The 26,935-nt window shown below is 53.6% G+C and carries 22 protein-coding genes; 9 read left to right on the top strand and 13 right to left on the bottom strand.

Annotated elements, in window-relative coordinates:
• Positions 1 to 110 precede the first annotated feature (110 nt).
• From ilvN to ilvD, 7 genes are all read right to left on the bottom strand, one after another.
• The gene (ilvN, locus tag ACAW75_RS13135) at positions 111 to 644 is read right to left on the bottom strand and encodes an acetolactate synthase small subunit (protein WP_370729183.1); all 534 of its coding nucleotides are present in this window, start codon (positions 642 to 644) and stop codon (positions 111 to 113) included.
• 3 nt (positions 645 to 647) lie between these two features.
• The gene (locus tag ACAW75_RS13140) at positions 648 to 1,031 is read right to left on the bottom strand and encodes a four helix bundle protein (protein ID WP_370729184.1); all 384 of its coding nucleotides are present in this window, start codon (positions 1,029 to 1,031) and stop codon (positions 648 to 650) included.
• Positions 1,032 to 1,199: 168 nt separating this feature from the next.
• The gene (gene ilvB, locus ACAW75_RS13145) at positions 1,200 to 2,957 is read right to left on the bottom strand and encodes a biosynthetic-type acetolactate synthase large subunit (RefSeq protein ID WP_370729185.1); all 1,758 of its coding nucleotides are present in this window, start codon (positions 2,955 to 2,957) and stop codon (positions 1,200 to 1,202) included.
• 48 nt (positions 2,958 to 3,005) lie between these two features.
• Positions 3,006 to 3,581, bottom strand: coding sequence for an O-methyltransferase (locus tag ACAW75_RS13150; RefSeq protein ID WP_370729186.1), 576 nt, complete (start codon positions 3,579 to 3,581; stop codon positions 3,006 to 3,008).
• Positions 3,582 to 3,585: 4 nt separating this feature from the next.
• The gene (locus tag ACAW75_RS13155) at positions 3,586 to 3,762 is read right to left on the bottom strand and encodes a PIN domain-containing protein (RefSeq protein ID WP_370729187.1); all 177 of its coding nucleotides are present in this window, start codon (positions 3,760 to 3,762) and stop codon (positions 3,586 to 3,588) included.
• Between the two features lie 33 nt (positions 3,763 to 3,795).
• Positions 3,796 to 3,948, bottom strand: a complete 153-nt coding sequence (locus tag ACAW75_RS13160) for a hypothetical protein (protein ID WP_370729188.1) — start codon at positions 3,946 to 3,948, stop codon at positions 3,796 to 3,798.
• A gap of 35 nt (positions 3,949 to 3,983) precedes the next feature.
• Positions 3,984 to 5,684, bottom strand: coding sequence for a dihydroxy-acid dehydratase (gene ilvD / locus ACAW75_RS13165; RefSeq protein ID WP_370729189.1), 1,701 nt, complete (start codon positions 5,682 to 5,684; stop codon positions 3,984 to 3,986).
• A 255-nt stretch (positions 5,685 to 5,939) separates the two neighbouring features.
• Here ilvD and udk point away from each other — a divergent pair, with 255 nt between their 5' ends.
• Complete coding sequence (udk, locus tag ACAW75_RS13170) at positions 5,940 to 6,554, top strand: uridine kinase (RefSeq protein ID WP_370729190.1); 615 nt, start codon at positions 5,940 to 5,942, stop codon at positions 6,552 to 6,554.
• 198 nt (positions 6,555 to 6,752) lie between these two features.
• Positions 6,753 to 6,899, top strand: coding sequence for a hypothetical protein (locus ACAW75_RS13175; RefSeq protein WP_370729191.1), 147 nt, complete (start codon positions 6,753 to 6,755; stop codon positions 6,897 to 6,899).
• Here ACAW75_RS13175 and ACAW75_RS13180 read toward each other — a convergent pair.
• The gene (locus tag ACAW75_RS13180; protein ID WP_370729192.1) at positions 6,882 to 7,790 is read right to left on the bottom strand and encodes a DUF4249 domain-containing protein; all 909 of its coding nucleotides are present in this window, start codon (positions 7,788 to 7,790) and stop codon (positions 6,882 to 6,884) included. The genes ACAW75_RS13175 and ACAW75_RS13180 overlap by 18 nt on opposite strands.
• A gap of 44 nt (positions 7,791 to 7,834) precedes the next feature.
• The gene (locus tag ACAW75_RS13185) at positions 7,835 to 10,225 is read right to left on the bottom strand and encodes a TonB-dependent receptor (RefSeq protein ID WP_370729193.1); all 2,391 of its coding nucleotides are present in this window, start codon (positions 10,223 to 10,225) and stop codon (positions 7,835 to 7,837) included.
• A gap of 171 nt (positions 10,226 to 10,396) precedes the next feature.
• Between ACAW75_RS13185 and ACAW75_RS13190 the strand changes: the two genes are divergently transcribed.
• Positions 10,397 to 11,263, top strand: coding sequence for a TraB/GumN family protein (locus ACAW75_RS13190; RefSeq protein WP_370729194.1), 867 nt, complete (start codon positions 10,397 to 10,399; stop codon positions 11,261 to 11,263).
• Between the two features lie 77 nt (positions 11,264 to 11,340).
• A complete protein-coding gene (locus ACAW75_RS13195) occupies positions 11,341 to 12,045 on the top strand; it encodes a hypothetical protein (protein WP_370729195.1) in 705 nt (234 codons plus the stop codon).
• A gap of 1 nt (position 12,046) precedes the next feature.
• Here ACAW75_RS13195 and ACAW75_RS13200 read toward each other — a convergent pair whose 3' ends face one another.
• Together ACAW75_RS13200 and ACAW75_RS13205 are read right to left on the bottom strand one after the other, a co-directional pair.
• Positions 12,047 to 12,922, bottom strand: a complete 876-nt coding sequence (locus ACAW75_RS13200) for a PPK2 family polyphosphate kinase (protein ID WP_370729196.1) — start codon at positions 12,920 to 12,922, stop codon at positions 12,047 to 12,049.
• A 20-nt stretch (positions 12,923 to 12,942) separates the two neighbouring features.
• A complete protein-coding gene (locus ACAW75_RS13205; protein WP_370729197.1) occupies positions 12,943 to 13,815 on the bottom strand; it encodes a PPK2 family polyphosphate kinase in 873 nt (290 codons plus the stop codon).
• Between the two features lie 237 nt (positions 13,816 to 14,052).
• Here ACAW75_RS13205 and msrA point away from each other — a divergent pair, with 237 nt between their 5' ends.
• Positions 14,053 to 14,628 (top strand): peptide-methionine (S)-S-oxide reductase MsrA, encoded by a 576-nt coding sequence (gene msrA / locus ACAW75_RS13210; RefSeq protein ID WP_370729198.1) that lies wholly within the window; start codon positions 14,053 to 14,055, stop codon positions 14,626 to 14,628.
• Positions 14,629 to 14,967: 339 nt separating this feature from the next.
• Positions 14,968 to 17,577, top strand: coding sequence for a PAS domain-containing sensor histidine kinase (locus ACAW75_RS13215; RefSeq protein ID WP_370729199.1), 2,610 nt, complete (start codon positions 14,968 to 14,970; stop codon positions 17,575 to 17,577).
• An 81-nt stretch (positions 17,578 to 17,658) separates the two neighbouring features.
• On the opposite strand, the gene ACAW75_RS13220 is transcribed toward ACAW75_RS13215, so the two are convergent.
• The gene (locus tag ACAW75_RS13220; RefSeq protein WP_370729200.1) at positions 17,659 to 18,741 is read right to left on the bottom strand and encodes a mannose-1-phosphate guanylyltransferase; all 1,083 of its coding nucleotides are present in this window, start codon (positions 18,739 to 18,741) and stop codon (positions 17,659 to 17,661) included.
• A 330-nt stretch (positions 18,742 to 19,071) separates the two neighbouring features.
• Here ACAW75_RS13220 and ACAW75_RS13225 point away from each other — a divergent pair, with 330 nt between their 5' ends.
• Both ACAW75_RS13225 and ACAW75_RS13230 read left to right on the top strand, forming a co-directional pair.
• On the top strand, positions 19,072 to 22,191 hold the full coding sequence (locus ACAW75_RS13225) for a carboxypeptidase-like regulatory domain-containing protein (RefSeq protein ID WP_370729201.1): 3,120 nt from the start codon (positions 19,072 to 19,074) through the stop codon (positions 22,189 to 22,191).
• A gap of 233 nt (positions 22,192 to 22,424) precedes the next feature.
• Positions 22,425 to 24,383: a T9SS type A sorting domain-containing protein gene (locus tag ACAW75_RS13230; RefSeq protein WP_370729202.1), complete on the top strand. Its 1,959-nt coding sequence runs from the start codon at positions 22,425 to 22,427 to the stop codon at positions 24,381 to 24,383.
• Here the strand turns inward: ACAW75_RS13230 and upp are convergent.
• Complete coding sequence (gene upp / locus ACAW75_RS13235) at positions 24,380 to 25,033, bottom strand: uracil phosphoribosyltransferase (protein ID WP_370729203.1); 654 nt, start codon at positions 25,031 to 25,033, stop codon at positions 24,380 to 24,382. The genes ACAW75_RS13230 and upp overlap by 4 nt on opposite strands.
• Before the next feature lie 127 nt (positions 25,034 to 25,160).
• Between upp and ACAW75_RS13240 the strand changes: the two genes are divergently transcribed.
• Complete coding sequence (locus ACAW75_RS13240; RefSeq protein ID WP_370729204.1) at positions 25,161 to 26,927, top strand: hypothetical protein; 1,767 nt, start codon at positions 25,161 to 25,163, stop codon at positions 26,925 to 26,927.
• Positions 26,928 to 26,935 lie beyond the last annotated feature (8 nt).

Here is a 26,935-nt window from a genome sequence, read left to right on the forward strand (position 1 = left end):
TATCATCCCGGCTCTTTTGTCATCCCGACGTCAGGAGGGATCTTGAGGTTTCTCTATCCTACTGGCAGGCTAACCTCAAGATCCCTCCTAGGTCGGGATGACAAAAAACACTATAAGTAGTACGCCCAATCTGCTTCGGGCAGGTACTCGACCAGGCCTTTCTCCGTTTTGCCAACGGCCACGCGGCCCGAGCGGACAAACTCCAGGATTTCGTACTGACGCAGGTACTCGAAAAAGGCAAAAATCTCGGTCTCGCTGCCCGTCTTCTCGATCACCACGTAATCGAGGCCCCAATACACCACCCAGGCTTTGTGCCGCTTGTTGATGGTTTCCACATCGAGCGGCTTGCTGCCAAGCGGCGTCGAGATCTTAAACAGGGCGATTTCGTTGAACACGATCTCGTCGTTGAGGTAGCCAAACACAGCCAACACCTCCACGATCTTCCGAATCTGCCGCACGATCTTCTCCACCTCATCGCGCGACTCGTGCCGGATAACGACGGTAAAGCGCGACACGCCCTTCCGCTCGGTTTCCGACACCGTCAGGCTCTCGATGTTGATCCGCCGCCGGGTAAAGATGATCGTGATCCGGTTCAACAACCCGATGGTGTTACCCGTGAAAATGCAAATGGTATAGGTTGTCATTTCTCAGTTTACTGTTTGCTGTTCACTGTCTTCTGTTTCGTTAGGCTGAACCCTGTAAACAGCCTCGGGCTCATGTGCATATCGACGACCTTTGCCATCCGTTTTATTAAGATAGATGATGAAGCCATCTATAATTTTTGCTGTCTCATCGGCCTGCTCATAAAGGCGTTGGAAAACTTCGGCCGAAAGGTATCTACAGTCAAGCGCTCGGTATAGTTGAGAGTTCACTTCAGTAGCTGAGCCTTTAGCCACGCCCAGAAACTGACTAAACTCTCCTTGTCCGCCCCGACCAAACCCTTCCGCTATAGTATCCATTACCGAACCACTGGCTCGCCTTATCTGCCTGACTAAATCGTAGTCTGTAGAAAACGGTTTTTGGCCTGTCACTTCGAAAATTGCTTTAGCTAACCCTCGCGCTTTTTCCAGGCATTCAAGTCCTCAAACCGATGGATAGTGGCCATGAAATTCTGTTAAAGTTTTCAGTCTGCCGTTTTCTGTTGCGTTGCTTGCCAACGTATCTGGCTTTGAGAAGCGAAGCAACAGAAAACCGCAAACTCACTTTAGTCTGATCTGTGACACGCTGGCGCCGGCTGGTACCATCGGGAACACGTTTTCTTCTTTTTCAACGATCACCTCCAGCAGATACGGGCCGTCGTGAGCCAGCATCTGATCGAGGGAATCGGACAAGGTTTCGCGCTCGTTACAGGTATGGCCAGCCATGCCGAAGCCTTTCGCAATCGTCACGAAATCAGGGTTTTGCAGCTCTACGAATGAGTAGCGGCGGCTGTGAAAAAGTTGTTGCCACTGCCGTACCATACCCAGGAAGTTGTTGTTCAGGATGATCGCTTTTACGGGTTGTTTATTCTGCACAATCGTGCCCAGTTCCTGCAAGGTCATCTGGAAACAGCCATCGCCAATGATGGCTACTACCTGCCGGTCGGGAGCGGCCACCTGCGCCCCAAACGCGGCGGGTAGCGCAAAGCCCATCGTCCCCATGCCGCCCGAGGTTACGAGGCTGTTTTTCTGCCGGAACTGATAGTAGCGTGAGGCCATCATCTGGTGCTGCCCCACGTCGGTAACCAGTACGGCATCACCGTTGGTTTTCCGGGAAAGCAGGTCAATCACCTCCGCCATCTTGATCTTCTCGGTATCCCCCGACAGCTCTGGCGCGGTGATCGCCTCATTCTCGATAGCGTCGTACTTGCGGAACTCGTTGCGCCAGACCGTATGGTCGTTTGCATTGACCAGTGGCAGTAATGCTTTCAGCACTTCTTTGGCATCGCCAACGATTGGCGCATGCGCCTTGATGATCTTGTCTATTTCGGCGGGGTCGATCTCAACGTGAATGACTTTGGCCTGCCGGATGTATTTGCTGGCATCGCCCGTTACGCGGTCGTCGAACCGCATACCGATGGCAATGATCACATCGGCCTGATCGGTCAGTGCATTGGGGCCGTAGTTACCGTGCATCCCCAGCCAGCCCACGTAGTTTGGGTGATTGGTTGGAATGGTTGACTGGCCCAGCAACGTGGTGGCCACGGGAATACCCGTTTTTTCGGCAAAAGCCAGCAATTCAGCTTCGGCTTTGGCCAGTTGTACGCCATGACCCGCGAAGATATAAGGGCGTTTTGCCTCGTTGATCAGTCTGGCGGCCGCTTCGACCTGATCCTGCTTCGGCACCAGACGTGGCCGGTAGCTGATGATGGTCTGGCAACGTTCGTACACAAATGGCTGCGTCATCAATTCCAGTTGCGCCGACTTGGTCATGTCGATCAGCACCGGTCCGGGCCGCCCCGACTGCGCAATGTAGAATGCTTTGGCCATGATCTCGGGCACCTCGTCGGCACTCGTGATCTGGTAGTTCCACTTCGTGATCGGCATGGTTACGCCCATCACGTCGGCTTCCTGAAAGGCATCGGTGCCCAGCAGTTTTTTGCCCACCTGCCCCACAATACACACCAATGGCGTTGAATCGATCAGGGCATCGGCAATGGCGGTAACCAGGTTAGTGGCACCAGGACCCGACGTAACCAGGCACACACCGGCGCGGCCCTGCATCCGGGCATAGCCCTGTGCGGCGTGGCCGGCGCCCTGCTCATGGCGTACCAGAATGTGGTTGATCTGGTCCTGAAAATCATAGAGTGCATCATACACCGGCATGATGGCTCCGCCAGGATACCCAAAAATGGTATCGACCTTCTCGGCCACCAGCGAGCGCATGAGGGCCTCCGAACCCGACATCAAAGACGCAATCTGTTGCGTCTCTACAGCCGGTTCGATTGTTAATTCAGGTAAGACGCTGACCGTTTCCATAGAGTGGTGCGTGTATAGTATGCTGTTCAGTTCGTTGTATGTAATCGTTTACTTCTTCGTAGCGATCAGTATTCCGGTCGACCAGGCCATTTTGACTAGCTGCAGGTCGTCGCGGCTTTCCAGATCCGCCACTAGTTTATCTACCTTGTCGGCATGCCCTTCCGGCCAGTTGGGTTGCGGCAGCATGTCGTCGATGACGTACATACCACCCGCCGACAACGTACCCAGCGCAGCGTCGAGATTGGCGTACTTACCGGGCCAGGCGTCGGCGAAGATGAAGTCGAACTGTTGCTGTTCGTCTTCCAGCCACGCACCTGCGTCGGTGCACAGCAATTGCAGGCGGGCATCGTCGCCCAGGATATTGTCAGCAACGGCCTGATAAGTGGCGTCGTTGTCAATCGAAATCAGCGACGAGTCGGCATCCATACCGGCCAGCAGCCATGCCGTTGCCAGACCGGTACCGGTACCGATCTCCAGCACCCGCGCCCTCGGCTTCGACCCGACCAGCGCTTTCAACAACGCCCCGGTCTGTAGGTCAGACGGCATCGAAAAGCGGATGGACTTGCTGGCAATTTCTATGGCCGCAAAGCCTTTGGGAAGCGTGTGAACAGTGTCGGTATACATCGAATCAGGCGGTTAGACTTCGGTATCTTAAGTCCGTTATCTTGTTGAAATCACTATCATTGGTCGACAGCAATGTAAAGTCATGAGCAATGGCTGTAGCTGCCATAATGGCGTCTGGCAGTTTCAATCCTTTGTAATGCCGTCGGAGCTTAACGGTTTGAAGAATGATGGGTTCAGACAAGTGGCAAATGCGCGAAAGCGCCTTTGTGCTTACTCAAACCTGTACCTTGTTTTTGCTAACAGGTACGTCCGTTTTCTCAAAAATGATCACTGCTTTGACGGCGCAATCTTCCCCTCCTTCTGGAACAGGAATATGTAGATCAATAGCGCCATTTTTAGGTTCAACTGTTTGTTCAATGACGTTCATATGCCTGTCGATCAGCGCTTTATCAGTAACGCAAACTAAGCCTCATCCGTTACGCAGCCTTCGCTGGCTGATTTCACGCTGCGAATGTATTTACCCAATACGCCTTTCGTGAATAACGGAGCGGGCGGTGTCCAGCGGCTACGACGGTCGGCCATTTCTTCGTCTGAAATATGCAGCGTCAGTTCGCGGCCAACGGCGTCGAGGGTAATGCGGTCGCCATCTTTTACGAACGCGATCGGGCCACCCTCAAACGCTTCGGGCGTTACGTGACCGACCACAAAACCGTGGGTACCACCCGAGAAACGACCATCGGTGATCAAGGCCACTTTGTCGCCAAGCCCGGCACCCATGATAGCCGATGTTGGCTTCAGCATTTCGCTCATACCGGGGCCACCTTTGGGGCCGCTGTTCCGAATCACGATGACCTGACCGGGCAGGATCTCGCCTTTTGATAAGGCGTCGATCACCTCCCCTTCATGTTCGCACACTTTGGCGGTGCCTTCAAAACGCAGCCCTTCTTTACCCGTGATCTTCGCTACTGAACCCGTAGGGGCCAGGTTGCCGCGCAGAACCTGGATATGGCCCGTTGCCTTGATGGGGTTATCCAACGAATGGACAATGCTTTGTGTCTCGAAATTCAGGTCGGGTGCGTCGGCCAGGTTTTCGGCTACTGTTTTACCGGTCACCGTCAGGCAATCGCCGTGGATCATCCCGTTCTGATACAGGTATTTCATCACCGCCGGCACACCGCCGATCGCCAGCATATCCTCCATATAATACTTGCCGCTTGGCTTCAGGTCGGCCAGAAGTGGCACCCGGTCGCTGATCGCCTGAATATCGTCGATCGACAGATCGAGGCCGGCCGATCGGGCAATGGCCAGATAGTGCAACACGGCATTGGTAGAACCGCCCAAGGCCATCACGATCGTCAGCGCGTTTTCGAGCGACTTTTTCGTGATGATGTCGGCCGGTGTAATGTTGCGCTCGAGCAGGATGCGCATGGCCGCGCCAATCTTCTTGCACTCTTCCTGTTTCCCTTCGTGGGTAGCCGGGTAGGTGCTGCTGAAAGGCAAACTCAGACCCATCGCTTCAATGCTGCTGGCCATGGTGTTGGCCGTATACATGCCCCCACAGGCACCCGCGCCGGGAATGGCATTGCGGATAACGCCTTCGTAGTCTTCGTCGGAAATGTTGCCTGCGTATTTCTTGCCCAACGCCTCGAACGCCGATACGATATCGAGTTTCTGCCCTTTATATTGACCTGACCGGATGGTACCGCCATAGACCATGATGCCGGGCCGGTCGAGGCGGGCCATAGCCATGATGGCACCGGGCATATTCTTATCGCAACCCACCACCGTCACCACGCCGTCGTACCACTGCGCCATCACCACGGATTCAATGCTGTCGGCGATGAGGTCACGGCTGGGCAACGAATAACGCATGCCATCGTTGCCGTTGGTCATGCCGTCTGATACGCCAATGGTGTTGAAAATGAGCCCTACCAGCCCGTTTGCCTGAATCCCCTGTTTTACATAGACCGACAAGCCGTTGAGGTGCATGTTGCAGGTATTACCTTCATAGCCCGTGCTGGCAATGCCAATCTGGGGCTTCTGCATGTCGTCGGCGGTCAACCCAACGCCATAAAGCATGGCTTTGGCGGCGGGGTTATCCATTTTCTGGGTAAGCGTCTGGCTAAACCGGTTCAGTTGCGTGGCAGGGGCTTCTGGAATCATTATTCTTTTAGCGAAATTTCGCTGGTTGCGTAATCACGCTGTAAAGGAACAGTGTTCTGCTTGATTACGCAAGCGTTTTCGTCCTAAAAGTCAACGGTCTATTGCTTCCGTATCGCTGGCACGACCTACACCTCTGAACTTTTCCCGCTTCGGCCATACACCTTGACATTGAACTACGCGTCTGACGTACCTTTGTATAAGGATGGCCAGGTACGTTGGGCAGCCAGTTGTTTCCAGACTTATTCATCAATACTTGTGCAACCATACATTGTTGGCATCACCGGCGGCAGCGCGTCCGGCAAAACGTCGTTTCTAAAGGGGCTGTTGAATGCCTTTCAACCGCATCAGGTCTGCCTGATTTCACAGGACAATTATTATCGCAGCCTCCACGAGATTGCCGTCGATGATCAGGGCATCCATAACTTCGATATGCCCGAAACGATCGATCATCACCTGTACGCCGAACATATCGGGCAGTTGCGCCGGGGCGAGACCGTCACGCAGAAGGAATACACGTTCAATAATCCGGATGTCGTTCCAACGATGTTGACCTTTACGCCCGCCCCGATCATTGTGGTGGAAGGCATTTTCGTGTTTCACTTCCGGGAGCTATCCGACCAGATGGATCTGAAGATTTTTATCGACGCCAAAAACAGCATCAAGCTGGAACGGCGGGTAAAACGCGATGCCGAAGAGCGCGGCTATGACCTCGATGACGTGATGTATCGCTGGAAAAATCATGTGAAACCAACCTACAAGCAGTTCATCAAGCCCTACCGCGCCGAAGCGGATATCGTGATTCCCAATAATATACACTACCAGAAAGGGCTAAACGTGGTGATCGAGTACCTGAAGGCTAAGATTGCGTAGACGTGCTTTAGCTAAGTTTTTTTTTCGTCCCGACAACCGGAGGGAGCTTGCGGTGGCTTATTCCTGCTGTCAGGCTACCCTCAGGATCCCTCCGGTCGTCGGGACGATAGAAGACAAAATTCCCTCTGCTGCTCAACAAGTTGGCACAAAAATTGCACGGCGATTAGAAGAATTAGTTTTATTCTAATCGCCGTATTCATGAAAAGCCTGCTCCTCTTTATTCTGACGTGCTTCGCCTTCGTTGGCGTGTTTTTAACCGTTTCGGCCAGCCTGTTTATTATTGGTGCTATGGCTGTTTACGTACTCGGCCGCAAAATCGTTGGCCTGTCACGCCCCGTTGCGTAGGTTCTCTTTCGCCACCACCGCCGTACGCGTGCGGACGGGCGACACCAGGAAGAAACCTACGGCCGCCTGACCACCTGTTTTCTGGTTCCGAATATTCGTAGGTACGTTGGATGGCGGCGTTGCAAATAGCCCTGCGTTCTGCAACTGGGCTTTCAATAACTCCCAGAACAAATACCCATCGGCCGTTATTGTCCGTAGCTCTACGCGGACAGAGTCATTCAGCGCGTATAATTTCTCTGGATTGATCGACCGCCTGATCGGCCGGATGAACATTAGCCCGTCGGTGTCGGCACTTCCCCGGAACGCCCCGTTATAGGCTAGTATGATATCCTGGGTACGCACCTGCAACTTCCCGTTTCGGTAAAACCGGATGTAGTAATAGTCGGCCGCACCAGCCAGGTCATTCGTATAAAATTCTGCCCGATAGCCCTCCTCGGATGATACAGGCGTTACCCGATCTTTGAAGAACGTCAGCGAGTCGATACGGGGAATGCGCGGCATCTGAGAAACGGCTACATAGGTTTCGCCCTGGTATTGAATCTGCAAGCCGTAGGTACGTCCAATCACCCCAAGTTTAGTCGTGTCCTGGGCATTCGCGGGCTTCCAGGTATATACGCCGTCCTGGTCTGGGTCGGTGAAGCTGAAGAGCCGACCGGTGTTGTCGCCCACGGTCACGCTGGCGCTTAAGGCAGGCGTAGGGGTAGCATTGTTGAAATAATTGACGGTCTGCGTCAGCCTGATCTGTTGCTCGCCGGGCTGATCGGTTAACCAGGCATCGACGGCCAGTTGCGACGGGGCCGATGCTATGTTGGCGTCAATCACCGTTTCGCAGCTGCTCAGCGCTACGGCGGTTAACAGCGAGAGGATGGATATAGAAGCAGGTAATTTCATGGGGAGTGGGAATCTGAAGCGTATGAGCCAGGTACGTTGGCTGCTTAGAATTTGAAGTTGTAGGTGACCGATGGGATAACCGTGGCAAAAACCGAATACCGGATGGCCTGCGTCTGGAAAACATTCTCGGGGTTGGCCCGGTAATACTCCGAGAAGGGGTTTTTGTGGGCGTAGGCGTTGTAGACCGAGAACACCCAGTTGTCTTCTTTCCGCTTGCCCGGCTTGCGGCGCCCCTGCAACGTAGCGGCCAGGTCGAGGCGATGGTAGGGCTGAATCCGGTAGTTGTTGCGCACATCGTCGGGGTTGGTACCCGTAGCAATGCCCTGGAACGTGTAGCGGTTTGTGAAGAAGGTGGCCGGGGTTCCGCTGGCCAGCACAAACGTGGCCGAAAAGCTCCAGCGTTTCGATTTGATGGGATCGTACAACACCACGGCGTTCAGCGTGTGGCGCTTGTCGAAGCGGGTCGGATACCAGTTGTTTTCGTTGACGCCCTCAACGAGCCGCTCCGTTTTTGCCAATGTGTAGCTCAGCCAGCCGTTGATCGGCCCCTTGCTTTTCCGCAGGTAGAACTCAGCCCCGTAGGCCCGGCCTTTACCCGACAGCAGATCGGCCTCCAGGAATTGGTTCAGCACCAGATTGGCCCGGTCAATGTAGTCGATCTGGTTTTGCAGCGACTTGTAATACAGTTCCACCGACGCCTCGAACAGGTTACCATCCGACCCGCCAAAGTTACGGAAGTAGCCCGCCGCGACCTGATCGGCCAGTTGCGGCGCCACGTTGTTGGTCGAAGGTGTCCAGACGTCGAGAGGGGTGGAGGCCGTCGTATTCGAGAGGAGGTGCACGTACTGCGCCAGCCGGTTGTAGCTCAGCTTCACTGAACTACTGGCGGTCAGGTCGTATTTCAGGGCGAAACGCGGCTCCAGATTACCGTAGGTCTGAATCGTTTGACCGGCCGTATACGTCTTTGTGTTGGTAATGGGGCGGCTGCGCAGGCCCGGCGTTTCTGACTGGCCCAGGGTGTACACTTCGCCGGGGCCGAGGTACTGGTAGAACGAGTACCGCAAGCCATACTGGAGTTGCAGGCGTGAGGTGGCCTGTTGCTCGTTGCCCACATACAGCGAGCTTTCCAGGGCGTATTTGCTTTTCAGCCCAAACGACCGCACCACGCCTGCGCTGGCTGCCGTAGCCGTGCCGGGCTGGAAATCATAGAACAGTGCCTGCCCGCCAAAGGTGATCGTATTCTTGTTCCAGAACAGTGTAAAGTCGGGCTTGATGCTGTAATTGACGATCTTTGAATTGGTGCGGAAGTAATCGTTGGCGTTTTCGGCTTTCTTCCGAAGGTCAGAATCGAGCGAGTAATCGTAGTTGCTGTAGAACGCCGTGGTGTTCAGAAACAGCTTGTCGTTGAACACCTTGTTCCAGCGGAGCGAGGTGGTGGCGTTTCCCCAGTTGAACCCAAAATCGGCCCCGAAGACATCGCGCCCGAAATAGCCCGACAGAAACAGCGTGTTTTTCTCGTTAAGGTGTACGTTGCCTTTGGCGGTTAGGTCATAGAAATAAAACTGCGAACCTTTCAGGTTGCCCGTCAGAAACGGCTGCGCCAGAATATCGGCATACGACCGGCGACCAGCCACAATGAACGAGCCTTTCCCCTTGAACAACGGGCGTTCGTAGGATAAACGACTAAAAATAAGCCCGATACCACCGTTCAATTCTGCTTTTTTCGAGTTGCCTTCTTTCAGGCGAACATCCAGAATCGAGGCGATCCGACCACCATAGAGGGCTGGAATGCCTCCTTTGATCAGCTTGACATCTTTCACCGCGTCGGGGTTGAAGACCGAGAAAAAGCCGAACAGGTGGGAGGAGTTATAGACCGGCGCTTCGTCGAGCAACACCAGGTTCTGATCGATGCCGCCACCACGCACGTTGAAACCGGTAGCGCCTTCACCCACCGTCGATACGCCGGGCAGCAGCTGGATACTACGCACCACATCGACTTCTCCCAGTAAGGCCGGAATCCGCTGGATGGTTTTGATGTCTACTTTATTGACGCTCATTTCAATGTTTTTCACATTGTCGTCGTCGCGCCGGGTCGATACAACCAGTTCCTGCAGATCGCGGCCTTCTTCTGTCAACTCAAGGTCAAGGCGCACATTCTGATCGGTGAGGGTAACGGTGCGGGTCTGTTTTTGGTAGCCTACATACGAGATCACGAAGGTGTAGGTACCTTTTGGCAGCGTGATGGCGTAAAATCCGTAGTTATTGGTTACGGCACCTGTACTACTTTCTTTGCTGTAAACCGATACACCGATCAGCCCTTCGCCATCGGATGCGTCCTTTACATACCCGTTGACCGTGAGTTTATCCTGCGCCTGAACGACAGGCGCTAAGACACTGGCTGTCAAGGCTAAACAAAGTAAAAATAGAGCTCTCATTCCTGTTGTGGTTGTGTCCGGTGAATCACATAAATAACGGCAGGGGCACGCTATTTGTTAGTACTACACCAAAAGTACAGTAACCCGGCTGGCCGTATGTTAAGAAATAGACAAAACCGCGATTTTCCGGGGTAGACGGTCAGTATCACAGTATAAAACCAAGATCACACCATGCAGCGACCTGTCCTTATTTCCCTTATTCTCCTGCTCTCCTGCCTGGCAGCAACAGGGCAGTCGTTATTATGGGAGGTGTCGGGTAATGGCCTGGCCAAGCCGTCTTATCTTTTTGGCACTTACCACATTCTGCGCGATAGCTACCTCAGGCAGGATTCCCTGACCCGGCGCCACTTCGAAAACGCCGAAGGGGTAGTGGTCGAAATGGTGTTCGATTCGTCGGAGGCGGGGAAAGTGAGGCAGTACGCGACGATGGCCGATAATAATTTGATCCGGCTCATCGACGCCAACGATTACAAACTGGTGGCCGACGAGTTCAATGCCGTTACCGGTCAGGAGCTGTCGTTTTACAACCAGATCAAACCGGTCATTATCGCCACGGCTCTCAGCGTCGCCTACGCCCGGCAACGATCGGATACCCTCACCAGATTTTCGGGGCAACCCATCGATCTGTACTTCGTGAAACAGGCTCAGGCCGCCCAAAAACCACTCAAAGGCCTGGAAACCCTCGACGAGCAGTTGACGCTGCTCTACAACCGGCAGTCTGTTGAAAAGCAGGCCGAGAACCTGGTGCGGATGGTGAAGCAGAAGAACGTACCCAGGCCACAGGGCAGTACCCTGACAGACCTATACCTGCGCGCTGACCTTGACGGCATGTGGACTTTGTTTCAGCGCGAGAGCGACACGCCCGCCGATCTCTATGCACTCATCGACGACCGCAACCTTCGCTGGATGAGCCAATTGCGCCCCCTCCTAGCCGAACGCTCTACGTTTATTGCCGTGGGTGTTGGCCACCTCACTGGCCCTAACGGCCTGTTGAATCTCCTTCGCGAAGCTGGGTACGTTGTCAAGGCCGTGAAATAGCCGCTGACCATTGGCTCAACAGTTGAGCGAAATCAGGCTCCGATCAGATAAATAGACTTGTTTTACAGAAAAACACTATGGCTATCAATCGGTGGCGGCCCAGCTTTGTTGGCGCTCTAGTTGTCGTACTTACGTTGCCTGCCCAGATCAGATGTACTCCCAACACGCAGTGTCTGACCTTTACCGGCCAAAAGAGGGCCGCTGACTGCGAGTTCACGGTGGAGAAGCTGACCATAACCGGCGCTGACCCCGTATTGGCTAACGTACCCAATCAAAGCCGAAAAGGGATTACTCTCAACCCGAATCAGGCGCAGGAAGGAGAAATTATGGCCACCCCTAAATTCCCGCTACGCCAGTTCACATTTACGTTGAACCTGACTATCCGCCGGGTAGCCCCACCTGCTAAGCCCACTGAAAAATATGTTGTTTTAACACGCCTGTACACCAAAGGGCAGAATTTGTCGACCACCTTTGGCGATGCAGGTACCGGGCCCGGTGGGCTGTTGAATGGTCAGTTTACGATAGCAACCCCCACCATAAATCTACACGTAGGCGAAAGCCAAACCATCCAGGTGCCACTCGCGCTCATCCTGACGCAGGCGGGAAGTGCGTTCAAAGACCCAAACTCGTTTCAGTCCATCTTTCCCAGCCTCGACATGTCGCTTTTTCTGGCAAATCCCGCCACGGCCGAGTACCTGACAGGAAAACCTACAAATTATCTGGATATGCGTGACCTGTCGGAATGGTCTGCGGTGCTCAACTTAATGTCTTTCAGGCGCTGAACTACCCGTCCTGCTTTTCAATTTTCTTAATCAATCGGCTGGCTTCTTTATCATCTTTTTCGGGAAACGTGACGGGTAATGATTCCAGCACATCGGTCATGATATGAGCGATGATCAGCTGCTGATTGTCCCGGTTGTCGCTGGGAATCACGTACCAGGGGGCCGTTTTGGTAGCCGTAGCGTTGATGGCGGCCTCGTAGGCGGTCATGTAATTGGCCCACTCCTCGCGTTCTACCAGATCGCTGTCACTCAGCTTCCACTGTTTCTCATCGTCTCTTAACCGGGCGATCAGCCGGTTTCCCTGTTCTTTTTTCGAGACGTGCAGGTAAAACTTCACTACCCGGAAGCCGTTGCGGTACAGGTAGTCTTCAAAGTGGGTAATATCGGCATAACGCTCTTTCCAGAGGCGGGGCAGATTACCGATGAATTCGTCGGGTACGTTGCCGTCTGCCAGTCGTTCGGGATGCACCTTCAAGGCCAGCACCTCTTCGTAATACGTCCGGTTAAAGATGCCAATGGTGCCTCGCTCGGGTAATTTTTGCCAGAAGCGCCACAGGAAATCATGCGCCCTATCGGTTTTACCGGGCTTGGTGAACGAGGCAATTTTAAACCGCGATGGGTTCACCCCTTTAAACACGTGGCGAATACTACTGTCTTTACCAGCCGCATCCATGGCCTGAAACAACACCACCAGCCCATATTTTTCGTGGGCATGCATCTGGTTCTGTGCCTGGTCCATCCGTTCGCTGAGGGCATCGAGCTGGCGGGCGCGGTCGGCTTCATCGGTGTAGAACGGGTCAATGAGCGTAGGGGTCTCTTTGGCCGAGTAGGGTTTCTTCCCGTCGAAGCGGAACGTACCTGACTGTAGTTTTTTCATTGGTCGAGTTGGCTGAACACCTATTCCTTCAGCTTCGGGATCAGCTTTTGGAGGGCTTCAAACCGAGCCGTATCGGGTTTTGTGTCGTTGATCGGCAGTTTCTTCAGCTCGTCGATCAGGATACGGCCTACAATCAGGCGCATGTTCTTTTTGTCGTCGGCGGGAACAACGTACCAGGGGGAGTTTTTGGTAGCCGTTTCGTTGATCGCGTCTTCGAAGGCCTCCTGGTAATCGTCCCAGAATTCACGTTCATCCACATCCTGCTCCTCGAACTTCCAGTTTTTTTCGGGGTCTTCAATGCGGGCGATCAACCGGTCGGCCTGCTCTTTTTTCGACACATTCAGGAAAAACTTGATGGTTGGAAAACCATTGCGGGCCAGATGCTTTTCCATATCGACAATGGCGTCGTAACGATGTTTCCAGACTTTGTCGAGGTCTTCCGTCAGGTCGGCAGGAATATGCTGGCTCTTGGTCAGAATCTCGGGATGTACTTTCACCACCAGCACCTCTTCGTAGTACGACCGGTTGAAGATACCGATCGTGCCGCGTTCGGGCAGATTCACATACGTTCGCCAAAGCCAGTCGTGATCCAGCTCCTGCTCGGTAGGGCGTTTAAACGAGTATACGCGTAAACCCATCGGGTTGGTCCCGGTAAATACATGCTGGATGGTACCGTCTTTGCCGGCGGCGTCCATCGCCTGAAAAATCACCAGCACGCCATACCGATTATTGGCATACATACGAGTCTGGAGCGCATCTATCTCAGCGGCCTGTTCGCGGAGTTGGCTTTCGTAGTCAGCCTCATCGTCATACCAGTCTTTAACTTTTGTATCGGCTTTTTTGGCCGAGAATTTAGTGGAACCGTCGTAACGGAAGGCATCTATTTTACTCATTCGTTCTGGTACAAAGTTGATGGTGTACGGATCGGGCAGGCGCAGATTGGAAAACTTATACGTACCTAGTCCTGTTCTATCCGTAGGCAATCTAACCGCAAAACAACCCAAATGGTTATTACCCTGGCTAGCTCCCGACTGTATCTGTTTTTTGCCTCCTGGCTTACCCTATTCGGAGGTAGTGCCAGCTTCTCAACTGCGGTTGCTCAGTCGGCCACCTCTGTAAAAAAACAAACTATGAATTCTCAAAGCACAGCCTCAACGACACAACTGGAGAAAGCGACTTTCGGCACTGGCTGTTTCTGGTGTACAGAAGCCATGTTTGAAACGCTGGATGGTGTTCAGGCCGCCGTATCTGGTTATGAAGGCGGCCAGGTGAAAAACCCTACCTACAAGCAGGTTTGCGAAGGCACAACCGGTCATGCCGAATGCGTAGAGGTGACCTACGACCCAAGCAAGGTTACCTATGCCGAACTGCTCGAAGCGTTCTTCCGCAGCCATGACCCGACCAGCCTGAACCGGCAGGGCGCCGACGTTGGCACGCAATACCGGTCGGTGGTTTTTTACCATAACGACGAGCAGAAACGCCTGGCCGAAACGGCTAAAGCTGAACTCGACAAATCGGGTGCCTACAACAAACCCATCGTTACGGAGATTAGCCCCGCCACTACGTTTTATGAAGCGGAGAGCTATCACCAAAACTATTTCGCCCAAAATCCCGATCAGGGTTACTGCGCCTTTGTGATCGCGCCCAAGCTCGACAAGTTCAAAAAAGTATTTAAAGAGAAATTGAAAGCCGATAGCGTTCATTGATCAACAGCAACATACGTCCAGCAAAAAAGGCCCTTAACGGGCCTTTTTTGCTGGAATGGCTAGCCACTCTTCTAAACACAACAGGTCGAAACACCAGCCAGGTACGTTCCATTGGCCAGATTAGGTAACCTTTCAGCAGCAACGCACCTGGCCACTGCTGATTAATCGGGCGAACAGAATCATATTTTAAACACACGACGATTTCGGTTGGTTAAGCCTCTTAATCCCGTTCTAATCTGTTTATGAGCCTCGGCCAGCCGAGCGTGTTCGGTTGCTTGTTGGCACGGTCTGACCAGAGAGGGAGCTACTTAATCATTAGTTGAGCTACCACTTTTTACGTTGGAAAAAACGACTACGAACCACACTTACCCTTTTTTGCGGGGAGGCGGTGAAATGGGGGAACTCATCTGCCAGCACGACTGGTCAACCACGTCGGCGGGTCCGCTTCACCAATGGCCGCCCAGCCTTTGCACTTCATTAGGCACCTTACTTCATACGGCTTTGCCCATGCTGTTGCTTTGGGGCGATGATCTGCTATGTTTTTATAACGATGCTTTTCGGGATAGTCAACAGGCAGATGCGCTGCTAGGCAAACCGGCCCGCGACGTATGGGCGGCTCATTGGTCAGCTATCGGGCCGCCACTCAGCAGCGTTTTGGCTACTGGTAAGCCTGTTCGGCTGGATAATCAGCCCAGCCCCCTGTTCCGCACGCGGGCAAGTAAAGCCACCTGCCTGACAATCAGCCTGTCGCCTGTTTTTGATGCTAACGGTGCGGTGGCGGGCGTACAGGTCACCTGCGTGGAAATGGCCAGTACCCTAAACGGCCATCAGGAACTGGAACGGAGTGAGAAGCGATACCGGACGCTGATCGACGAGTCGCCAGTTGCCACGGCCGTTTATGCTACCCGCGACCTGGTTATCGAAACCGCCAATGAGGCGATGATCAAGCTGTGGGGCAAAACCCCGGCCGTCATTGGCACCAGACTGGCCGATGCGCTGCCTGAATTGGACGGGCAACCGTTTATTGAGTTGCTGGAACGGGTCTATGACACCGGCGTAGCTTACCAGACCAACGAACAGCAAGCCAACCTGGTTGTTGATGGCCGACTACAGGAATACTGGTTCACCTTTACTTACCAACCGCTGCTGAACGATGACCAGGCGGTGTACGCGATCCTGAACGTGGCTATCGATGTCACTGAACGGGTCTTGTCGCGGCGATGGATCGAAAAAAGTCAGCAGCAGTTACTGGCATCGTTCGAGCAGTCGCCGGTTGCTATTGCCATCATCAATGCCGGTGACCTCAGCTTTCGGATGGCCAATCCGTTTTATGGCCAACTGGTTGGTCGTTCACCCAATGAACTGCTTGATAAGCCCTTGCTGGAGGCCCTGCCCGAGTTGCAGGGACAAGGGTTCGACAGGCTACTCAACGAGGTCGTCGCTACGGGCATCCCTTACATAGCCACTGAGGTACCCGTGGAGATCAAACGGCACAACCAACTGGAAACCATCTATGTAGATTTAACGTACCAGCCTCAATGGGACCCGAAACAAGATCTATCAGCGGTCACCCGCACCGTCCATCCGGATCGTAGCGGCCCCGTTACAGGCATTCTGGTAGTAGCTACCGACATTACGCAGCAAGTGCTTGCCCGTAAGAAGATTGAAGAGGCCGAGGCGTCGTTGCGGGGGGCCATCGAATTGGCCGAACTGGCTACCTGGAGCTTGAATATTGAGCAGGGAACGTTCCATTATTCGAGTCGATTTATGAATTGGCTTGGTTTTTCAGAGTCGACCAAAGACATTGACGCCGCCTATAATCCAATTCCAGATGAGTTTAGACAAGCTGTAGCCGACGCCATTCAGGAGGCGATTCGGCCGGGCTCATCTGGTTTATACGAAAATGAGCACCCCATTGTTAACCGGCTTACCGGTCAGGTACGTATCATTCATGCACAGGGACAGGTTTTTTATAATGCCGCCGGCAAAGCCATGTTGCTGAGTGGTACGGCCAGGGACATCACTGAGCAGCGTAAAATCCAGTTTGCCCTGGAGCAGCAGGTAAAAGAGCGTACCGACCAACTGGCCGCGGCCAACCGGGTGCTTCAGTCTACCAATGAAGAACTGGCAACACTAAACGAAGAGTATGCCAGTATCAATGAAGAGTATCTGGCCATGAATGAGGAATTGCACGAATCTAACGAGCTGCTCCTTCGGTCGAATACAAACCTTGAACGCTTTGCTTATGTGGCATCGCATGACTTGCAGGAACCGCTTCGGAAGGTGCAGCAGTTTGGCGACCTGCTGAAGACCAGGTATGCCACAGAACTGGGCGAAGGCGTTAGTTACCTGGATCGAATGCAGGCAGCAACCCTGCGTATGTCGACCCTCATTCGGGATCTCCTCAGCTTTTCGCGCGTTGTGTCAAAACAGGACGAGTTTGTGCCTGTTTCGCTCAACGATGTTGTCAATACTATTCTCTCCGACCTGGATTTATTGATTCAGGAAACAGGTGCCATCATTGACATTGACCGTTTACCAACGGTATTGGGCGATGCCATGCAACTGGGGCAGCTCTTCCAGAACTTACTCAGCAACGCGCTGAAATTTCGACGGACCGATTCGTCGGGTGTTTTGCTTAGCCCACGGATTCACATCAGCTCGCAACTGATAGCGACCGATGATCTGCCCACATCGCTAACGCTTCCCCGAACAGCTGAGGCCTATTACCAGATTTCGGTAGCCGATAACGGCATCGGTTTCGACGAAAAATATGCAGACCGAATCTTTCAGGTCTTTCAGCGGTTGCACGGCAGAAATGAATATGCCGGAACGGGTATTGGCCTGGCCATCTGCGAAAAAGTAGTGATCAATCACGACGGCACTATCACAGCCCACAGCCGCCCTGGCGAAGGAGCCACGTTCAACGTGTATTTGCCGGTTTTGTAAGTGGGTACTTGCATGATGGTGGAGTTGGGATAAACGGGCTTCTGTCGTACGAACTCATTTGTCCCAACTTCCTATGCTCACCTATACGAATTCGTTGCCCCGCTCTTTAGCGTCGGCCACAAACTCTTTCACTTTTTGCTCCTCGTCCTTGCGGCAGATCATCAGTACATTATCGTACTCGGCAACAATGTAGCCGTCTAGGCCATTCACGACCACCAGGCGGTCTTTCGGCGTTTTGATGATGCAGTTCTTTGTGTCGTACAACATAATATGGCCGTCGATCACGTTCAGATTATCGCCTTTATCCGATACTTCATACAGCGATTTCCACGTACCCAGGTCCGACCAGCCGAACTCGCTCAGAACAACATATACGTTGTCGGCTTTTTCCATTACACCGTTGTCGATCGAAATGCTTTTACAGAGCGAGTAGGCTTTATGAACAAAGGCTGTTTCGTCGTCGGTATAATACGCGTTGTTGCCTTCGGCAAAAATCTCCGCCGTTTCGGGCAAATACTGTTCAAACGCTTTCTGAATGGCCTGTGCGTTCCAAACGAAAATGCCCGCATTCCAGACAAATTCGCCGCTTTCAAGAAACTGTTTAGCCAGGTCAAGGTGCGGTTTCTCCGTAAATGTCTTCACCTTTTTCACCTTTTCATCCGCGTCATCGGTCGAGTCGGACAGGTATTGGATGTAGCCGTATCCTGTGTCGGGGCGGCTAGGCTGAATGCCGAGTGTAACCAGCACGTCTTTCCCTTCGGTAGCTGCCAGCGCTGTACGGATTGTTTCACGGAAGGCTTCTTCTTTCAGAATGATGTGATCGGCTGGGGCCACGATGATGTTTGCCTGCGGGTCTTTCTGCGCGATTTTGTAACAGGCATAGGCAATACAGGGGGCCGTGTTGCGCGCTACTGGTTCGCACAATACCTGATCGTCGGCGAGTTGGGGTAACTGTTGCTGGCAGAGGTCCTTGTATTTATCGCTGGTTACAATGTAAATGTTACTGGCTGGACAAATGCCATCGAAACGATCGGCAGTTTGTTGAAGCAGCGTGCGCCCTGTGCCCAGCACATCGTGGAACTGCTTTGGATAATTCGTACGGCTAAACGGCCAAAAGCGCGTACCAACGCCGCCTGCCATTATTACTACATATGTGTGATTCATAGTGAACTCGATGTTGCTGCAAAGGTAAAGCAAAGCTGAAAGTGGCCTTCTAATTCTTATGCAATGCGCTTTTTTAGACGGTCTGTTTGCACGAAACAACAGGACTGCGTAGCATGAATCGCCGTTTTTATTATATTTCAATCAATAACTCACTGACTTACAGGTGAAGAGCAAAAAAATAATATGATATGTAACTGATTGGCAACTAAGTGTTTGAGCGATTTGTGGTTAAAAAATAAGTAATGATTCTTATATTAAATTGTACACATCCCATAGTATCTGTATTTTCGACACTTGAACAACCACCAGAAACAATCAACAAAAACTTATATGATGAAACGCATACATCAGTTCGTTTCCGTTTTATGCCTGTTCATGCTGCTTGTGTCGGCAACAGTCCTAGCGCAAACTAAAGTATCGGGCCAGATTACCGATGCTGCCGGGCTACCAATTCCCGGTGCCAGTCTGAAAGTGAAGAACAAAGTAACGGGCACCACCACCGACAGCAAGGGCAATTTTTCACTGACAACGAATACGCCACCCCCCTTCACCCTGGTTGTTTCGTCGGTTGGGTTTGCCGCCCGGGAAGTCAGTGTGGCCGGTAACACCGCCACGCTTTCTGTCAAGCTGGACGAACAGGCCTTGCAGGGTCAAGAGATCGTTGTGGCCGCTTCGCGGGTAGAGGAAAGCGTGATGAAGTCGCCGGTGGCGGTTGAGAAAATGGACATTCGGGCCATTCGCGAAACGCCTTCCGCCAACTTCTACGACGGCCTGGCCAACTTCAAAGGGGTAGACATGGCTACGCAGGGCTTCCTGTTCAAGTCGATCAACCTGCGCGGTTTTGGTGCGACCGGTAACCCACGCACGGTACAGATGATCGACGGGATGGACAACTCGGCTCCCGGCCTGAACTTCCCGGTCGACAATATTGTGGGTATGCCCGAGCTGGATGTGGAAAGCGTTGAGATCCTGCCGGGTGCCGCCTCGGCCCTGTATGGCCCGAACGCGATCAACGGGCTGATTCTGATGAGCAGCAAAAGTCCCTTCCTGTATCAGGGCCTGAGCGCCAACGTTAAAACCGGGATTATGAACGAAAGCAGCCGCAGCACAGCCACGACCGGTTTCTACGATGCCTCGATCCGGTATGCCAAAGCGTTCAATAACAAGCTCGCGTTCAAATTGAACCTCGCCTACATCAAAGCCGACGACTGGCAGGCTACGAACTATAGCAATCTGAACATCAACGGGGCTCAGGTTGGCGTTAATGACCCTGCTCGCGGGGCGGGCGTAGCGCCTAACTACGATGGCGTGAACGTATACGGCGACGAAGCCCAGGCTAACCTGTTGTCGGTCGGGCAAAGTCTGGTCACGGCAGGCTTATTGCCATCGGCAGCATTAGGCCTGTTACCAAACCGAAGTGTGAGCCGGACGGGCTACAAAGAGCAGGATCTAGTGGATTACAACACCAAAAGCCTGAAGTTTAATGGAGCCCTCCACTACCGAATCACAGAAAAGGCTGAGCTGATTGGTCAGCTCAACTACGGGCAGGGAACAACGGTATATACGGGGGCCAGTCGGTACTCACTACGGAACTTCAGCATTACGCAGGCAAAACTCGAACTACGCGGCAGCAACTATTCATTGCGTGCCTATACCACGCAGGAACGCTCGGGCGATTCATACGCGGCCGGGCTGGCCAGTATTTACATGAACGAAGCCTGGAAGCCCAGTACTACCTGGTTTGGGCAGTTTGCGGGCGCATTTGCCCAGGCACGTGGTGCCGGTCAGAGCGAAGATCAGGCGCTGGTGACTGCCCGGGGCGTAGCCGATCAGGGCCGGCCGCTGCCAGGTACGTCGGCTTACCAGACGCTGTTTGATACCTACCGGAACAAGCCCATCTCGCAGGGTGGCGGCGCTTTTCTCGACAAGTCGAACCTGTATCATGCCGAAGGGGTGTATAACTTCAAAGACATGATCAAGTTTGCGGATGTGCTGGTGGGGGCCAACTTCCGGCAATATCAGCTTGGCTCGGAAGGTACGCTGTTTGCCGATCTGGCCGAAGGACGAACCGGACGGATCAGCATTAACGAATACGGAGCGTTTTTGCAGGCGGGAAAGAATTTGCTAAGCGACCACCTGAAAATCACGGCTTCACTTCGTTACGACAAAAACCAGAATTTCGAGGGTCAGTTTACCCCTCGCGTGTCGGCCGTGACTACGTTTGGCGATCATAACGTCCGGCTGTCGTATCAGACGGGCTTCCGGATTCCGACCACGCAGAACCAGTACATCGACCTGCAAACGCCCAACGCCCGCCTGATTGGTGGCCTGCCAGAATTTTACAACCGCTATAATCTGTCGAACTCCTACACCTTGAGCAATGTATCGGCGGTTGGCGCCGACATCACCAAGGCACTGGCTGACCCCGCCACAGAGGCCACCGCCAGGGCACTGATCACCCAGCAAGTACAATCGGGTGTGCTGGCTGCGGTAACGCAGCAGGTTACAGCTGGCGTTACCGCACAGGTAAATGCAGCCGTAGCGGCGGGGCAGATTCCGGCTTCAGCAGCGGCGGCGGCCATTCAGCAGGGCGTGACCGCACAACTCGCCACGGCCCAGGTTCAGGGCCTGATTCAGCAAAACGTGGCCGCGCAATTACCGGGTGCTATCTCGGCTAACCTGGCTGCTACGAAACAGGGTGTTGCGGTACTGAACAACTACGGTAAACTGGTTCCCTACACACAGCGGGCCTTTAAGCCAGAGCGTGTAGCCAACTATGAGATTGGCTATCGGGGCATTTTCGGCAAAAAACTGTTTGTCGATGCCTACTACTACTACAGCGTTTACACCGACTTTATTGGCAGCGCCGTATTAATTCAACCTACGGCCTCGGCAGCACCCGGCCTCCTGGATGTGAAAAGTGGTGTGTTTGGGGGTAGCACGCGTCGGGTATTCTCATTGCCTGCCAACAGTAGTCAGGATATCACGGCGTCGGGCTGGGCACTTGGCCTGAACTACGCACTGAACAAAGGGTACATTGTCAGCGGAAACATCGCCAACAACAACCTGAACAACTTCACCGCCTCTGAAGAAGTACAATATTCGGGTTTCAACACGCCCAAGTATCGCTACAACCTGACACTGACCAAGCGGGCTACCGACGCCTCTAAATTTGGCTTCAGCGTGAATCTGAAGCACCAGGATGCGTTCGTCTGGGAGTCGAGCATTGTGCAGCCTTCTGATGCAAGTGTAACGCCGTTCAGCAACACGACGGTGCCAGCTATCAACAACCTCGACGCGCAGGTGAGCTACAAGCTGACCAGTATGAAATCAATTGTGAAAGTGGGCGGCACCAACATTGGTGGCACTCCTTACTACCAGGCGTACGGTAGCTCAACGGTTGGTTCTATGTTCTATATTGGTCTGACGTTCGACGAATTGATGCGCTAGTATCTGTTTATAACCGCCAGAGAAGGGCGTTGCTGCTGAAGAGACAGGTTCAGCAGCAACGCCCTTCTCTGTTTTCTGTCCCGTTGGATTGGTATGCCTTTTTATTGTTTGCTTATCTTCGTTGCTGGCGTCGATTTTGTGGGATCTTTTTGATGATGGAGAAACGTTTACGCAGGCTACTTATCGTTCTGTTGTGTTTGTCAGGCCCTTGCCGTGCGCAGGTAGCCACCAACGTGACTACTAACTTTAACTGGGCAACAGTGCTCTCCAGCGAACCACTGGCAGTGGCCGCCGATGGCCCACGGGGTGCTTATGTACTGGCAACGAATAACACGATTGTTCAGCTCGACAGCAAAGGCCGCGAACGCTGGAAACAGACCTTCACAGGCTGGCCAGCTATTCGACGAATTGCTACTACGCCCGCCGGCAGCCTGATTGTGGCCGGTAACTTTACTGGTCAGTTTACCATTGGCGATTCAACGTATCGCCTCGACAATCCCTTTCAGAGCAGTACGTTCATTGCTGAGTTCGACAGCGCGCACGCTCGCCGGTGGGTTACGTATGTACTGACGGCCAAAGGCCTGATGAGTCAGCCTGTTAGCCTGGCGGCCAATTCGTCAGGTTCGATCCTGGTGTTTGGCCAACAGGCCAACACCGGCATTCCTTTCCTGTGCACCTTCGATGCTGATGGTCGGTTTTTAAATGCCAATACCTACGGTGCACCCACCATTCCGGCCCCTCAGGCTGTGGTTGTGGCGCCCGACTCTCAGGGAGAAGCGTTGCTAGCCATTACCGAACGTACCCGCACGGGGTCCTATGGGCTACTGGTAGCGACCAAAGAAGATACCCTGGGCTGGCATTCGTATATAGATCAGGCACTGGGCGTTAATGCCTTCCGCAGCTACGACACATCACCCCTGGGTCTGGCCCTCGATAAAGATGATAACGCAGTGGTGCTGAGCAACTACACACTCACCGATAAGACGATAGGCCTTTCCATTGAAACCGGACAGGTGCTACTCCGTTATGCGGCCAGCGGGCAGAATCAGTGGGTTAAAACGGGTGTCTCCCGTGCCGATTCAGCGGTAGCTATGGGGGTGCTCTCCGATCAGGCGGGTGCATTTGTGGTGTACGGCGGCTACAATGGCCCTTATGATCAGTCGACAAATGAATATGGCCCGGCCGATTATATCAGCGTTGCCGGGTACGCGCCTACCGGGGCTCTGCGCTGGTCGACACGTCTGAATGCCCCTGCGGGTGCTGATCGCCTTATTGGTGCTGCCCGCGCTGCCGATGGTTCAGTGCTGCTGCTCGGCAAAACCACCGGAACGCTAACGCTGGGTACGTTGTCGATAACGGGCACACCAGCCAGCCCGGCCTATTACCTGACCCAATTGCAGCCGTTTGTGCTTCGTCCGGCCCCCACTTCGGTAGTACTTTGTGCCGGCAGCAGCGCGCCACTCAGTGGTACCTACGCCGGTTATTTTGAACAGGCACCGGTTATCCAACTCTCCAACGCACAGGGTGACTTCACGGCGGCTCAGTCAGTTGGGACCATTCCGATTGGTACCGTTGGAAATTTGTTTTCGGTGAGCAGTTTTACCAGTACAGTGCCGCTGGCTGCCAGCGTAGCCGCTGGAACAGGGTACAGGCTCAGGGCTATTTCTCCGCTACCCAGCTACACAGGCGAACCCATTTCGGTCACGGTGGGCACTGCGCCATCCATACCGGCCGTAGCGCAGTCGGGCGAAGAACTGGTGGTCAGCACCAGCAGTGTGGCGGGTGTCACCTACCAGTGGTATACCAACTCCCGGCAGCCGGTCGCCGGGGCCACGAGTCCACGGTTCCGGCCGGGCGGCGGGGGCGCCTACTACGTAGTAGCTATGTCGGGCGGGTGCTCATCGTTGCCATCCGAAGCCCTGAATTATGTTATCACGGCCGCAGAGCCAACGACCGAATTGCTCACGGTGTACCCCAACCCGGCCACCGATCGGGTCTGGGTACGCTGGCAAACGGGCGTGGCAGCGGGCCGTTTTGATCTGGCAGACCTGACCGGTCGGCTCGTTCGCCAGCAGGTTAAAACAGGCGAGGTTACTGAACTGATTGTCAGTGGACTTCCCGCGGGCATGTATCTGCTCACGCTACAGGTCGATGGCCTGCCCACGCAGGTACGTAAGGTGCTGGTACGTTAGATTTTCTCACCAAAAGCCAGATCGCCGGCATCGCCGAGGCCGGGCACAATGTAATAGTGATCGTTCAGGTGGCTATCTATCGCGCCGAGCCATAACCGGCACTGGGGGAGTTGATCCTGAACGTACCGGATTCCTTCCGGGCTGGCAATGGCGGCCGCAATATGGGTTTGGGCAGGTATGCCAAAGCGCAACATGGTGTGGTATACTTTTTCCAGCGACCGCCCCGTGGCCAGCATCGGGTCGATCAGGATCAGCGTTCGACCGCTAAGATCAGGCCCGCTGATATAGTCCATTTCAATATCAAACTCATTATCGTCGTCACCCGGCCGGGCAACCCGCCGGTAGGCCCCGGCAAAGGCATTATCGGCCTGGTCAAACACATTCAGAAAACCCTGATGCAAGGGCAGACCAGCCCGCAGAATAGTGGCCAGCACCGGTTGTTGCAACAGGGTTTGGGTAGGGGCCAGAGCCAGCGGCGTTTGCACGTTGCCGTTCTGGTAGGCCAGGGTACGCGAAATTTCGTAGGCCATCAGCTCGCCCAGTCGTTCAAGGTTCCGCCTGAATCGAAGCCGGTCGGTTTGGGCCGTTGCATCACGCAGTTCGGCAAGGTACTGGTTGGCAATCGACGGGTGTTGGGCAAAGACAAACATACGGTCGTACAAATAGTAGCTAAGTTTCCGTGTAATTTAGCTGGCCAGATGCCGTAATGCCAACCCAAACGGCTATTTTTCGCAGTAGTGGTTCTTTTTGCCCTGCCCGTCACTTGCCGAGTTTGCTATGCGTTGTCTATTCGTTCTGTTTTTTATCCTGCTATCGCCCTTCGTTCGGGCCCAAAGCCCCTACATTCCGCTCAACCAGGACCAGTATCACCTCATTGATCGCTATGAGATTCGACAGGGTCGGTGGGCCGATAAGTTTCACAGTACAGTGAAGCCCTATAACCGGCAGGCGGTGATGCAATTGATCGACACGCTCCAAAACGATCCCGACGGCGTGAGCCTCTCGGCAACGGATAAGTTTAACATCAACTACCTCCGCGATGATAGTTGGGAGTGGGCTACCCCCCAGCCTGTACGGGCCATGTTTCCGCCGGTGTCCGTAGCCTTTGGGCAGTCGGTCGATTCATCGTCTACCCAACCCGTCATTCTGCGTTATGAAGAACCTGGCAACAGCGACAAAATGCTGCTGCGCTATTTCTATCGGAAAAAGTCTGATTTCTACAGCATCAAAAACGACGAATTTGACCTGCATATCAGCCCGGTTCTCCAGGTAGGCTACGGCCGCGATCAGGTACTGAGTACGCCCCTGACAACCAACACGCGGGGGGTGGAAGTGCGGGGAAGTATTGGTCGTCGACTGGGTTTTTACACCTTCGTTACCGACAACCAGATCTACTACCCCAAATACATTCAGGATTATGGGCTGTTGTATTCGCTGCCTACGGGTGGCGGCTTTGCCCCCGGGCAGGGCGTAGTGAAGCTTTTCAACAATGCTGCCGACTTCATTGAAGCCCGGGGCTACATTACCTTCAATGCCCTGAAGATCATTAATTTACAGTTTGGCCACGACCGTAATTTCTTCGGCAATGGTATTCGATCGCTCCTGCTATCCGACAACGCCGCCTCGACACTTTTCCTGAAGTTTCAAACCCGGTTTGGCAAACGGTTCCTATACACCAACCTGTTCACTGAATTACAGAATGGACAGGTTGTGTTGGATGGCACTAACTTTTTCCCGCAGAAGTTCACGGCCATGCACCACCTCAGCATCAACCTCAGCAAACGGGTAAACATTGGCCTTTTTGAATCAGAGATATATAGCCGTGATAAGTTCGATATCAATTACTTGAACCCGGTGATCTTCTACAGGTACGTTGAGTCGGCACGCGGCAGCGGCGATAATGCTTTTGTGGGGATGGACGTGAAAGTGAATGCAGCCCAGCATTTTCTGTTCTACGGTCAGCTTATGCTCGACGAATTTCTGATCAAAGAGCTACGCGCCGCTAACGGGTCATGGACCAATAAATTTGCGGCGCAGCTGGGTGTCAAATACATCGACGTGCTGGGCGTTCCCAATCTCGATCTTCAGGGCGAGTTCAACGTAGCCCGCCCCTATACCTACGCCCACAAATCGGCACAAACCAATTATACCCATTACAATCAGCCGCTGGCTCATCCGCTGGGGGCCAATTTCATGGAAGGGATCGGCGTGGTTCGGTATCAGTTCAAACGGCTGACGGTAAACGGCACATTTAGCGTCATGATGAAAGGGACCGATTCACCCGGCCGAAATTATGGCGGCAATCCGACAAAGAATTACGAAGACCGCCTTCGCGACTATGGCAACTTCGTCGGCCAGGGGCGGCAGACAATCATTACCTATGCCGACATGCGCCTGACCTACATGTTGAAGCATAATTTTTTCCTGGAAGCCCGTTACCTCAACCGCAGGCAGGATAGCCAGTATATTCCTGACATTTATAATACCACCGTCGCTAACTTCGCCATCCGCTGGAACGCGCCTTACCGGAGCTGGCTCTTTTGAAGAGTTCA

The organism is Fibrella arboris, from assembly GCF_041321095.1.
GTDB classification, from domain to species: Bacteria; Bacteroidota; Bacteroidia; order Cytophagales; family Spirosomataceae; genus Fibrella; species Fibrella arboris.

Coding starts and splice junctions, on each gene's coding strand:
- ACAW75_RS13190 (WP_370729194.1), top strand. CDS start 10,397: ATGCAGCGACCTGTCCTTATTTCCCTTATTCTCCTGCTCTCCTGCCTG.
- ACAW75_RS13150 (WP_370729186.1), bottom strand. CDS start 3,581: ATGTATACCGACACTGTTCACACGCTTCCCAAAGGCTTTGCGGCCATA.
- ACAW75_RS13225 (WP_370729201.1), top strand. CDS start 19,072: ATGATGAAACGCATACATCAGTTCGTTTCCGTTTTATGCCTGTTCATG.
- ilvD (WP_370729189.1), bottom strand. CDS start 5,684: ATGATTCCAGAAGCCCCTGCCACGCAACTGAACCGGTTTAGCCAGACG.
- ACAW75_RS13240 (WP_370729204.1), top strand. CDS start 25,161: ATGCGTTGTCTATTCGTTCTGTTTTTTATCCTGCTATCGCCCTTCGTT.
- ACAW75_RS13200 (WP_370729196.1), bottom strand. CDS start 12,922: ATGAAAAAACTACAGTCAGGTACGTTCCGCTTCGACGGGAAGAAACCC.
- ACAW75_RS13175 (WP_370729191.1), top strand. CDS start 6,753: ATGAAAAGCCTGCTCCTCTTTATTCTGACGTGCTTCGCCTTCGTTGGC.
- ilvB (WP_370729185.1), bottom strand. CDS start 2,957: ATGGAAACGGTCAGCGTCTTACCTGAATTAACAATCGAACCGGCTGTA.
- ACAW75_RS13160 (WP_370729188.1), bottom strand. CDS start 3,948: ATGAACGTCATTGAACAAACAGTTGAACCTAAAAATGGCGCTATTGAT.
- ilvN (WP_370729183.1), bottom strand. CDS start 644: ATGACAACCTATACCATTTGCATTTTCACGGGTAACACCATCGGGTTG.
- msrA (WP_370729198.1), top strand. CDS start 14,053: ATGAATTCTCAAAGCACAGCCTCAACGACACAACTGGAGAAAGCGACT.
- ACAW75_RS13205 (WP_370729197.1), bottom strand. CDS start 13,815: ATGAGTAAAATAGATGCCTTCCGTTACGACGGTTCCACTAAATTCTCG.
- ACAW75_RS13220 (WP_370729200.1), bottom strand. CDS start 18,741: ATGAATCACACATATGTAGTAATAATGGCAGGCGGCGTTGGTACGCGC.
- ACAW75_RS13195 (WP_370729195.1), top strand. CDS start 11,341: ATGGCTATCAATCGGTGGCGGCCCAGCTTTGTTGGCGCTCTAGTTGTC.
- ACAW75_RS13185 (WP_370729193.1), bottom strand. CDS start 10,225: ATGAGAGCTCTATTTTTACTTTGTTTAGCCTTGACAGCCAGTGTCTTA.
- ACAW75_RS13180 (WP_370729192.1), bottom strand. CDS start 7,790: ATGAAATTACCTGCTTCTATATCCATCCTCTCGCTGTTAACCGCCGTA.
- upp (WP_370729203.1), bottom strand. CDS start 25,033: ATGTTTGTCTTTGCCCAACACCCGTCGATTGCCAACCAGTACCTTGCC.